The 10,550-nt window shown below is 62.6% G+C and carries 12 protein-coding genes and 1 tRNA gene; 6 read left to right on the plus strand and 7 right to left on the minus strand.

Features of this window, described 5'->3' with window-relative positions; genetic code table 11:
- Positions 1–197: 197 nt before the first annotated feature.
- Positions 198–410 carry a hypothetical protein gene (locus VJV58_RS14420; protein WP_324138039.1) on the minus strand — a complete coding sequence of 71 codons (213 nt, stop codon included), beginning with the start codon at positions 408–410 and terminating at the stop codon, positions 198–200.
- Between the two features lie 217 nt (positions 411–627).
- Here VJV58_RS14420 and VJV58_RS14425 point away from each other — a divergent pair, with 217 nt between their 5' ends.
- On the plus strand, positions 628–1,650 hold the full coding sequence (locus tag VJV58_RS14425; RefSeq protein WP_324138040.1) for a polysaccharide deacetylase family protein: 1,023 nt from the start codon (positions 628–630) through the stop codon (positions 1,648–1,650).
- Between the two features lie 30 nt (positions 1,651–1,680).
- Here the strand turns inward: VJV58_RS14425 and VJV58_RS14430 are convergent, their stop codons facing one another.
- Both VJV58_RS14430 and VJV58_RS14435 read right to left on the minus strand, forming a co-directional pair.
- Positions 1,681–1,941, minus strand: coding sequence for a hypothetical protein (locus VJV58_RS14430; RefSeq protein WP_324138041.1), 261 nt, complete (start codon positions 1,939–1,941; stop codon positions 1,681–1,683).
- 223 nt (positions 1,942–2,164) lie between these two features.
- The gene (locus VJV58_RS14435) at positions 2,165–2,485 is read right to left on the minus strand and encodes a hypothetical protein (RefSeq protein ID WP_324138042.1); all 321 of its coding nucleotides are present in this window, start codon (positions 2,483–2,485) and stop codon (positions 2,165–2,167) included.
- Between the two features lie 136 nt (positions 2,486–2,621).
- On the opposite strand from VJV58_RS14435, the gene VJV58_RS14440 reads away from it, so the two are divergent.
- Positions 2,622–3,200 (plus strand): TMEM175 family protein, encoded by a 579-nt coding sequence (locus VJV58_RS14440; protein WP_324138043.1) that lies wholly within the window; start codon positions 2,622–2,624, stop codon positions 3,198–3,200.
- Positions 3,188–4,102 (plus strand): hydratase, encoded by a 915-nt coding sequence (locus tag VJV58_RS14445; RefSeq protein WP_324138044.1) that lies wholly within the window; start codon positions 3,188–3,190, stop codon positions 4,100–4,102. The genes VJV58_RS14440 and VJV58_RS14445 overlap by 13 nt, the downstream gene beginning before the upstream one ends.
- A 51-nt stretch (positions 4,103–4,153) precedes the next feature.
- Here the strand turns inward: VJV58_RS14445 and VJV58_RS14450 are convergent.
- The 4 genes from VJV58_RS14450 to VJV58_RS14465 form a co-directional block, all read right to left on the minus strand.
- Positions 4,154–4,229 (minus strand) — tRNA-Thr (locus tag VJV58_RS14450).
- A 160-nt stretch (positions 4,230–4,389) separates the two neighbouring features.
- Positions 4,390–6,102, minus strand: coding sequence for a heme biosynthesis protein HemY (locus VJV58_RS14455; protein ID WP_324138045.1), 1,713 nt, complete (start codon positions 6,100–6,102; stop codon positions 4,390–4,392).
- Positions 6,103–6,109: 7 nt separating this feature from the next.
- A complete protein-coding gene (locus tag VJV58_RS14460; protein ID WP_324138046.1) occupies positions 6,110–7,246 on the minus strand; it encodes a hypothetical protein in 1,137 nt (378 codons plus the stop codon).
- A 98-nt stretch (positions 7,247–7,344) separates the two neighbouring features.
- Positions 7,345–8,037 (minus strand): uroporphyrinogen-III synthase, encoded by a 693-nt coding sequence (locus tag VJV58_RS14465; protein WP_414641495.1) that lies wholly within the window; start codon positions 8,035–8,037, stop codon positions 7,345–7,347.
- Between the two features lie 179 nt (positions 8,038–8,216).
- Between VJV58_RS14465 and tsaD the strand changes: the two genes are divergently transcribed.
- From tsaD to VJV58_RS14480, 3 genes are all read left to right on the plus strand, one after another.
- Positions 8,217–9,290 carry a tRNA (adenosine(37)-N6)-threonylcarbamoyltransferase complex transferase subunit TsaD gene (gene tsaD / locus VJV58_RS14470; protein WP_324138050.1) on the plus strand — a complete coding sequence of 358 codons (1,074 nt, stop codon included), beginning with the start codon at positions 8,217–8,219 and terminating at the stop codon, positions 9,288–9,290.
- A 67-nt stretch (positions 9,291–9,357) separates the two neighbouring features.
- Positions 9,358–10,338 carry an NAD(P)H-dependent glycerol-3-phosphate dehydrogenase gene (locus VJV58_RS14475; RefSeq protein ID WP_324138048.1) on the plus strand — a complete coding sequence of 327 codons (981 nt, stop codon included), beginning with the start codon at positions 9,358–9,360 and terminating at the stop codon, positions 10,336–10,338.
- Between the two features lie 2 nt (positions 10,339–10,340).
- Positions 10,341–10,550 (plus strand): EVE domain-containing protein (locus VJV58_RS14480; protein ID WP_324138049.1); only part of this gene is annotated, 210 nt, incomplete at its 3' end.

Below are 10,550 nucleotides of genomic sequence, written 5' to 3' on the forward strand. Positions count from 1 at the left end.
AGACGAAACGCCCGACCGCGCCGCCAACGAAGTGCTGCCGGTCGCCACCGCTGCCGGCAGCAGCACCTGAAGTTTTTAGAGCGCTTTTGAGCGAGGTGGACCTCGGTTCGCGTGAAAGCGCGCCAGAAGAATAGGCTAGAGCAGGGCATGGCGCGGCAAGCAGCCAAGCGGACGGCGTGTTCAGCCTGAAGAAGTTGTTACTGGCCGTGCTCGCTCAAAACCTTGAGGCAGGCCTTGCTCAGCCGGGCACGATTTTGCTTCAGGCAAGCCAGCACGACCTGGTCGCCTTCATTCATGTGAGTGCGGCAGTGGCGCGAGACGTCGCGCGCGCAGGCATCGTGCTCTTTCTGCTGGGCTAGGGCGGTCGACGCCATCAGGGCGAGCGGTACAATAAGCAGGTATCTGGCCATGATGTTACGCCTCGCCGTTGCCTAGCCTTGTAGCTTTGTAATTCGGTCAGATCAGGGCGGCAACGCATTTGTGCCACGCTTTGAACTTCGGCAACGGCGAAATGGCGTTCGAGGCGCCCTATTTGTGAGCGGAACAGCGCCGCATTGATGAGGCGTTAACAACTATTTCCCATTAATGGTCTAGCGAAAACGCTGGGCATTTCGGGAAAGAGTAACCATGCGCAATGCGCTAGTTCTGATGCTGGCGAGCTTCGTCTTAGCCCTTGTCATTTCGGGCATCTGGCTCTGGACCTCCTCGCCGCGGCTGGAACTGGCCGCCCCGAACAGCGTCAGCGTCCCGGCAGCGCGGCTTGCGGCGTCTGCGCCCGGCAAGCAGATTTCTCCGCGCGAGGATGTTGAGGTCACCGCAGCGATCGCGGAGCCGGCCCCGGTTGCCATGCCGCAGCCAAATACCGCCTGCGTCAATCCGGATGCGCTCGGCGTGAGCCGCGTCGTGGAAGTCGACACCACCGGTGGGCCCGGATTCGGCTTTCAGCATTTCAAGCAGCTCGATTTCCTGACCGACAAGGAAGTCGTGCTGACATTCGACGACGGTCCGTGGCCGGGCAATACGCCCGCGGTGCTGAAGGCGCTTGCGGACGAATGCACCAAGGCTGTGTTTTTTTCGATCGGCAAGCACGCCACCTACCATCCCGAAATACTCAAGCAAGTGGCTGCGGCCGGACACGCAGTCGGCGCCCATACCTGGTCGCATGCGAACCTCAATGGCAAGAAGATGACTGAGCAGCTTGCCAAGGACGAGATCGAAAAAGGCTACAGCGCCGTCAAGCTGGCGCTGGGTGCCGAGCCATCGCCGTTCTTCCGGTTTCCGGAATTGCAGCATCGGCCCGGCGCGATGACCTATCTTGGCACCCGGAACATCGCGATCTTTTCATGCGATCTGGATTCCTTTGACTTCAGGGCCAAGGACGCTGCGCAGATCGTCAATACCGTCATGACCAAGCTCGACAAGCAGGGCAAGGGCATCATCCTCATGCATGATTTCCAGAAGCACACCGCCGAAGCCTTGCCCAGCCTGCTTCAGCGTCTGAAGGCCGGGGGCTACAAGGTGGTGCAGATGAAAGCGAAGGCGCCGCTGCAAACGCTGCCCGAATACGACGAGGCTGTTCTCAAGCAAGTCAAATTGCCGGTCGCCAGCCCGCGTTCGGTGAGCAGCGTGGTGCAGACGGTTTCCAGGTAACCCCCTTCAGCATTTGACGCCGCCCTCATATCAAGCGCTGCGGGGGCAAGCGCCTCCGCGCTTGACGGTCTCACTGCGCGTCGGCGATCGCGGGTGAGATTTTGCCTCGAGCGCGGAAGGTTTGCTGATCCCGGAAAATTCCTCCCACGCAGCCTCGGACGACCAGCTGACATAGCGGACCACAGCGACGGTCAATCCGAGCAGGACCAATATCTGCAGGATCGCAATCCGCGCAATGCCCGGCCAGTCGAAACCGCGAGTTGGTAGGCTCTGGTTGTCACGTACAGACATAGATGCCTCCTGTAAGCAGGCTCGCTCGGTCTAATAAGCTGATTGCGAAATTCCGATGTGAGCGGCTTCACATTTCTCAGGAACGTGAAGCCCGAGCCTGCGACATTATCGCGCGTGAAGCGGACGATGTGCGGTCAGTCGAAGCCGCCGATCGAGACCAAAGCGGCGGAAGGAAAGCACGGGAGTTACCTTGGTCTGGTGTGCCGATCCTTGCTTTCGCTCGCTATCTCGGTTTGCAAATCACGGCCGCAAGGTTCGCGTCCGATTGTTCGAGTGAATTGACCTGCTTCAAAACAACGTTCGCTTCGACCCGCTTATCGGCCGCCATCAACTGGATGGCTTGCCTCATGAGTTTATCGCGTTCCGGAAACGACGACGTCGCGAGCGCAGCCTCGCAATATTTCTCGATTGATTTGATCTCGTGCGACTTTGGCTTGCGAAACGCTGCGCGAGTTGCTTGGAAAGCAACTTCTTGCGACCAGGCGTTCGCAATCGATATCGCGACGACTAACGCTAGTCCGATCATGCCGGCAAAATATCGCATGGCTCATACCGTCCATTGGCCCTGCGCCAACATCGGAAAAAAAATAATTCCTGTTCGGTGGCGCGGCTGCGTTTGTTCTTGCTAGAACTGTCGGAAAGCTTTGCAAGGTAATTATGGCGGGCAGAGGCGAACGATCGTGCGCACCCGAGCGACCCCGGAGCGACTGAGCACATTCTCCGATGGCGTATTCGCCGTCCTTATCACCGTGCTGGTGTTAGAACTCCGCCCGCCGGAGCAACCAACCTTTCAGGCGCTGATGTTGTTATGGCCGACCTGGCTTAGCTACGCTGTAAGCTATGTTTTCATAGCTATCGTCTGGGCCAATCACCATCATCTCATGCGCTATGCCACAGAAGCGACGCCCCGCTTGATGTGGTTTAACTTCGCGCATTTGTTTTCGGTTTCACTACTTCCGCTCTCCACCGCGTGGATGGCCGTGAGTGAACTCGCGCCGCAGCCTGTCGCATTTTATGCGGCGGTATTCTTTCTCGTAAATGCGACATACATATTTCTGATCCGCGAGCTGGTAGACGGCGCGCCAGGCGACGAAGTGCCAGCGACTGTGCGCAGGATCATGCACATCCGATCGGTCGTCACGCTGTGCCTTTTCGGGGTAGCAATCTTTGCGGCCCTGAAATTCCCAGTGCTTGGACTGGGAATCTGTTGTTGTTGCCTGATCGTCTATCTGAAGCCCGAGGCACCGTGGACACGGTAAGTATCTTGCTAGTGGTGTGGTGTTGGCACCATCTGGGAATGTCCGAATGGGAGCGCAGGCAATACATGATCTATCCCGCGACCAAGCTCGAAAGCACTGGAAGGCTCGATGACATCGGCGCGGAAGCGTTCAGCGCGATTCGTGCCGCCCGGCAGATATCACCATTTTCCTCTCGGCCCGGCGGATTGGCTGTCGATCAGGCCTATCGGGTGACCCCCTTGGTCAAGCGAATGTACGAAGCGAGCGGCTCAAACGCGGTCGGCCGCAAGATAGGCTTCACCAATCGGACGATCTGGGCGCAATACGGGGTTTATGCGCCGATCTGGGGCTATTTATTCGAGCGCACTGTTTATGATCTTGCCGCGATCGCAACGTTGCCGCTCTACGGGTTTGCCGAGCCACGCATCGAGCCGGAGATTGTGTTTGGCCTGTCTGCGGCGCCCTCGGCTGAAATGGACGAGAGCGCCTTGAGCTCCTGTATCCAATGGGTCGCACTAGGTTTCGAGATCGTGCAGTCGATCTTTCCGGGCTGGAAATTTTCTGCGGCTGATACGATTGCTGCCAACGGCCTGCATGGGGCTCTGTTGATTGGCCCTCGTCATCCGTTCGCGCCGAAGGCTGCGGAATGGCAGCGTACTCTTTCTGTTTTCGAAATCGATCTAAGTTGTGACGGTCGACTGGTCGATCATGGCCAAGCTGGAAACGTGCTGGATGGGCCGCTTTCCGCGCTTGGGCATTTGGTTCAGTTGCTGGCGGACGATCCGCTCAATCCACAGCTCGCGGCCGGTGAAATAGTGAGCACTGGCACCTTGACCAAGGCCATGCCGATCATCCCGGGGCAGACCTGGAGCGCTAAGCCAGCCGGTATCGCGCTTGATGAAATCCAGATCGGTTTTGTCTGACACATAGTGAGCGGTCGATATCGCCGATCGGCACAGCGGACCGACTGCGGTTGGTGCCGCAAACAGGATTCGAACCTGTGACCCCGTCATTACGAATGACGTGCTCTACCAGCTGAGCTATTGCGGCGAACCAATGTGGCGCATTCAGCAGACGGTCGAAAACGCACGGACCTGATATCGGTCACGGTCCGATTTTGCAAGAAAAAGGCGGCGGCGCGAGGGCAGGGACCGCGTCCTGACGCGTTTTCCCGGCGCGAACCGACCAGGAAGTTGGCTCGAAACGTTGCTCAGCCGCCCCAGCGGGAGAGGAAACCGCGCCAGCCGCCGGCCTGGCCCTGCGACGGACCTAGGCGCTCGGCGAATTCGTCAGCCGCGGGCTCGTCATCGATGCCGGGATCATCGGGCGGCCGCACGATCGGAATTACAGGCGGAACGCTGGGTGACGCGGACTTCGGCATCTCGTGCCGCTGCCGGAAAAGTGGAGCGGCCGTCACGGTTTCAGCTTCGGCCTGAACCGGCGCCGATGCTGCCGGCGAGGCGGCGGCGGGTTGGATCTCAGCAGGGTTTGGCGGAGAGTGCGACTGCGAATTGGAGTTCAGCGGCGAATTGTCTTGCGCCGTGACCGGCTGTAACGGCGGTTCGCGCGGTGGCTCGACGAGCGGTGTTGACGTCAGCTCGTTGAATTCGGCGGTTTCGATTGCGGCATTCTTCTCTGAAGGCAATGCCGCCAGTGGCGTCTGCCATTGAAACGCATCGAGCCGGCCCGAGACGGGCGAGACCGGCCGCCATCGATCGCTGACATAACCATCCGCGGTCCACACCGGATCATGCAACGCCCGCACCGCGCGCAAGGTCCAGGCCCGCGCCCGACCGCTGTCGCCATGCTCGTTGCGCTCGATTTCCGCCATCAGCATGGCTACGCGCTGCGTAGGCGCGGCGATGAATGGCGCCAGCGCCTCGCGCGCGCGGGCAAACTCCGAAGCGTCGATGGCGGCGCGAGCGACAGCCAAAGCGCTCTCGAGATGACCGGGTGCTTTCGCAGCCAACGTCTCGATCCGCACCAGCCGCTGACGGGCGGAGTCGCCGAGCCTGACATGCGCATACGCATCCGCGAGATCGGGGTGCGGTTGTGCGAGCCACGCGGTCTCCACGATCCGCATCGCACGCCGGACCTGATGCGCCTCGCTTTCATATTTGCTGGCGAGCACGGCGGCCGGCACCAGGGTTGGCGCGAGCTTTATGGCTTCCATCACGCTGTCGCGCGACCGATCACGGTCGACATTTTCCAATTCCAGCGCGCGCGCCGTCAATAGAACGCCGCGCTGCCGCCGATACGCTGGCTTGTCGATCAAGCCGGATGAGAGATTGGTATCGAGAATTGCCAACGCGCCGTTCCAGTCTCCCCTTGCGCAGCGAAATCCGAGCACCGCATGCGAGGCCCAGGTCGAAGCTGGCGCAAGCTTCAGCGCCTCTTCGGCGATCATCACCGCGCCGACCGGATCGTCAGCGCGCTGCGCCTCGATGAACAGCCCGCGTAGCCCCAATAGCCGGGTCTCTTCGCGTTCGGCCATCGCGCGGAACGCGTCCTTTGCGGTTTCGCGGTCGCCTTCAAGCTGGGCCGATTGCGCGTGCAGCAATAGCGCCAGCGGATCGTTTGCGGCATGCCTGCGGGCTGCGTCGGCATGCGCGCGGGCGGCGGCGGCATCGCCATGTCCGATTGCGAGCAACCCGTGTGTGATTGCGTGCCGACCCCTCGCCAGACGCCGCTCCCGCCGGCTGCGCCGCAGTTTTTGCGGAGCGCGCCACAGCCCCCGCAAAATGCTCCACACGACAGTCGCCGCGACGATGGTGACGCCAAGCGCCAGCGCGAAAACCGGCAAGGAGGTTTCGAGCCTCCAGCCGTCCCATGACAGCATCACATTGCCACTCTGATCGGCTATCCAAGCCGCACCCGCCGCGGCGGCAGCAATCAACAGCAGAAAAACTACGATCCGGTACATGGAATTCCTATTGCGCTGGTTCGGCGAGCGTCGTCATGGCCGCGGCGACGAACTGATGCGATGCTGCGAGCGCGGCATCGCGCTCATCGGATTTCTCGATCCAGCTTTGTGCGGCGACGCGATCGGCCGGCGCGAGCGTCTTCAGCTCACGCCGCGCTTCGCTGTAGTCGTTTCGCAGCGCAGCCGCAGTCACGCGTGCAACAACATTGCCGCGCTCGTTGCCGACCGTGTTGGTGCGCTCGATTCGGACCAGCTTCGCAGCACCGGCCTCCAGACGTTCCAGCAGGCCCGAACCGGTGGTCTGGTTCGCTGGGCCCGGCGGTGACAATTTCGGAATCAGCGCCAGCAACTCGCGGCTGAGGACGGCCGGACTCGGCACGCCGGTGGCGGCAAAGGTTTCGAGCGGCTTGAGAGCGTCCGGCGTAGGTGCAAGGGATTTCGCGGCCGCCAATGCCTCGGAATACGGTTCGCCGGTCCGAACCAGCGTTTCCAACAACGCTGCGGTGACCATCCGGCGCAGCGCTACATCGTCCGCAGGCTTTCCATTCTCCTGGGCGATTTCGGCACCTTGCGCGCGGATCGCACTTTCCAGTCCCGCGATTCGTCGGTTGATCTCAGCAAGCTCCGGCGATGCAGCAGATTCGCGCGGCGCCGATTTGAGGTCCTTGATCGCAGCGGCGAGATCCCCCGACTGCGCGCGCAAGCCCGTGATTTCGTCGCGCACCGCGCTCACCGCTTTGTCCAGCCCGTCGAGTCGTGCTGCTGCAGCCGAATCCGACGCTGGAGCATTTTTCACTTGGGATTCGATGCGGCCGAGTCGGGCGGCGAGATCGTCGACGACAGCGGTGTTGGTCGCGGACTGCGCCGGAGCGGCGGGCGGCGTCCCCACATTCGGCCATCCCGACAGCCACATGGCGCCGATCACCAGCGCGCCCGCACAGGCGCCGGACACGGCTGCAATGACGATCGAGGAGAGCGCCTCTCGCCGAAACCGATGCGACGATCGTTTTGACTCTGCATCCGCGCCGCTATCGGGCGCTTCGCCGGATACTTCGGTGGCTTGCAGTTCGATAGTGGGCGGCGGCCGCTTGCTGCGGCCGGATTCCGGCGCCGGTTCGGTATCCTCAAGCCTCTCCTCGACCATCCCTACGAGTTCCCTATCTGTTGAACCGGTTATTGCAGCCTGGGCAGACGAACGGTTCAAATCGAGTCCAGCGCGGCGCTTGGCCCCAAAAGCACTGTCTAGCGCGTTACCGGGCGCAAAGCACGGTCCAACGCTCCGAACAAGGCATTTTCATCGGGCGATGCCGCAACCATCACCTGCGTGGCGCCGGCCTCGCGCATCACCGCCGCTACGCCATCGGAAATGCAGCATTGCGGGATCGCCAACGCCGAAATTTCGACGCCGCCGTTGCGCGCCGCCTCGAGGAACGCGCGCGCGCTGCGCCTCGAATAATGCAGCACCGCCTCAATCCGGCTGGCGGCGAACGCTTCACAGATTTGACGCGGCAGGTTCGGCACGGGGGACATACGGTAGGTCGTGCGCGTGACCACTGTGAAGCCGCGCTCTCCGAGTTCGCCGCCGAGATCGCGCGCCAGATCGGCGCCGGCAAGATAGAGCAGCGGATGGATTTTCTTCAGCTGTTTCGACTTCGCGCGTGCGAGCACAAGATCACGCAAGCTTGCGGCGTCCCCGTTTGCCGAAATCACGTTTTCGAAACCGGCGGCGCGCGCGACGGCGGCAGCATGTTCTGCTACCGCAAACAGCGGGAGCCGCAGCAGCTTGCCGCCTTTTAGCTGCGGAACGAGTCCACGCACGGCATTGGCGCTGGTGACGATCACCGCGCCGTATTGACCATCTTCATCGTCGCTGAAGGCGATCGGTTCGAATCGCAGCATCGGCGCCTGTAGCACCTCGTAGCCCCTAGCGCGCAGGCCCGAGGCGGTGGTCTCATCGTCGGGATGCGGACGGGTAACGAGAACAGCCATACGCAAAGCTCTAAGACTACGGGCCTTCATCAGCAACGGATGATTGCACTTTGCGACCCCGCAATGCTAACCGGAATGGGGTGATCGAGATGCCGCGCGACGCGCAACCGGATAGCAGGACGTCAATGCTGGTGCTGGGAATCGAGACGACCTGCGATGAAACCGCGGCCGCCGTGGTTGAGCGCGCGAGCGACGGGTCCGGGCGGATTCTATCCAACATCGTGCGCTCGCAGACCGAAGAGCACGCCGCATTCGGCGGGGTGGTGCCAGAGATCGCCGCCCGCGCTCATGTCGATGTGCTGGATGGGCTTGTCGAGCGCGCCATGAACGATGCCGGCGTGGAGTTCGCAGGCCTTTCGGCAGTCGCCGCCGCCGCGGGTCCCGGTCTCATCGGCGGCGTGATTGTCGGCCTCACCACGGCCAAGGCGATCGCCATGGTGCATGCCACGCCCCTGATCGCGGTGAACCATCTTGAGGCGCACGCGCTGACGCCGCGCCTGACCTGCGCGCTGGCTTTTCCGTATTGCCTGTTTCTTGCCTCCGGCGGTCACACCCAGATCGTCGCCGTGATCGGCGTCGGCAAGTATGTGCGGCTTGGCACCACCGTCGATGACGCCATGGGCGAAGCGTTCGACAAGGTGGCGAAGATGTTGGGCCTGCCCTATCCGGGAGGCCCGGAGGTGGAGCGCGCCGCTGCGGCCGGCGACCCGCAACGGTTCGCGTTTCCGCGGCCGATGCTGGGGCGCAGCGAACCGCATTTCTCGCTCTCGGGGTTGAAGACGGCGGTGCGCAATGAGGCCAACCGGCTCAATCCGATCGAGCCGCAGGACATCCGCGATCTCTGCGCCGGGTTCCAGGCAGCCGTACTGGAATCGACGGCGGACAGGCTGAGCGTTGGCTTGCGGCTGTTTGAACAACAGTTCGGTCCGCCTCGCGCGCTGGTCGCGGCCGGTGGAGTGGCCGCCAATCAGGCCATTCGAAGCGCGTTGCAGAACGTTGCGGCCAGGGCACAGACCACGCTGATTATACCGCCCCCGGCGCTTTGCACCGACAACGGAGCGATGATCGCCTGGGCTGGCGCGGAGCGGCTGGCGCTCGGGTTGATCGATGCGATGGATGCCGCGCCACGCGCGCGCTGGCTGCTCGACAGCAATGCAACAGCGCCGGCGGGATTTGCCAACACGCGGGCCGGGTTTTGAAGTTTTCATGCAAAACTGATCGCTCCAGCACGCATTTGGCGCGCCGGGGGCGAGGTTGAGCGGGACGATGCCGCGCTTCAACTCGGTCTCCATCATCGGCGCCGGCGCCTGGGGCACGGCGCTCGCCGACGTTGCTGCGCGGGCCGGCCGCGAGGTCGTGCTTTATGCGCGCGATGCGGCGCGCGCGGCGCAGATCGCGTCCTCGCGAATCAATCCGAAATTGCCCGGTGCGCCTCTCGACGCTCGCGTGAACGTGACCGCCGAGCTCGCGCTCGCCGCCAGCGCCGACATCATGCTGATCGCGACGCCCGCGCAGAGTTTGCGCGAGGCGGTCACAGCGCTGGCGCCTCACCTCGCCCACGCGACGCCGGTGGTCGCGAGCGCCAAGGGCATCGAGCGCGGGACTCACGAGTTCATGACCGATGTGATAGGGCAAGCCGCACCGTCCGCTATTCCCGCCATCTTGTCGGGGCCGAGTTTTGCCGAAGACGTAGCGCGCGGCCTTCCGACCGCCGTGACCTTGGCGGCGGCCGATGAAGGACTAGCCAGCGGGCTGGTTCAAGCGCTTGGTTCTCCGACTTTCAGGCCGTACCACACCACGGATGTTCGCGGGGTGGAGATCGGCGGGGCTGCGAAAAACGTACTCGCGATCGCAGCCGGCATCGTGATCGGCCGTAGATTGGGCGCCTCGGCGCAGGCGGCACTGACGACGCGCGGCTTCAGCGAGTTGTTGCGGCTCGGACGCGCCTGCGGCGCCCGCAGCGAAACGCTGGCGGGGCTTTCGGGGTTGGGCGACCTGATTTTAACATGCTCCAGCCCGCAATCGCGCAATCTGGCGCTCGGGATCGCACTCGGGCGCGGGCAACGGCCGCCGCGCGACAGACTTGCCGAGGGCGAGTTTACCGCACCGGTGCTGGCCGAACTGGCGGCTTCGAAAAACGTCGATATGCCGGTATCGAATGCGGTTGCGGCGGTCCTGAGCGGGGCTGTAACTATCGAGGCCGCGATCGAAAGTCTGCTGACGCGCCCGTTCAGGGCGGAGGGATGACAATGGCGTATTGGTTGGTGAAATCCGAGCCTTCAAGCTGGTCGTGGGATCAGCAGGTGGAAAAGGGTGCCAAGGGCGAAGCCTGGACCGGCGTGCGCAATTTCACCGCGCGGCAAAACCTGGTGAAGATGAAAAAGGGCGATCGCGTGTTCTTCTATCATTCCAACGAAGGCAAGGAGATTGTCGGCATCGCGGAGGTCATCAAGGAGGCC

The organism is Bradyrhizobium sp. (assembly GCF_035273305.1).
Classification (GTDB): domain Bacteria; phylum Pseudomonadota; class Alphaproteobacteria; order Rhizobiales; family Xanthobacteraceae; genus Bradyrhizobium.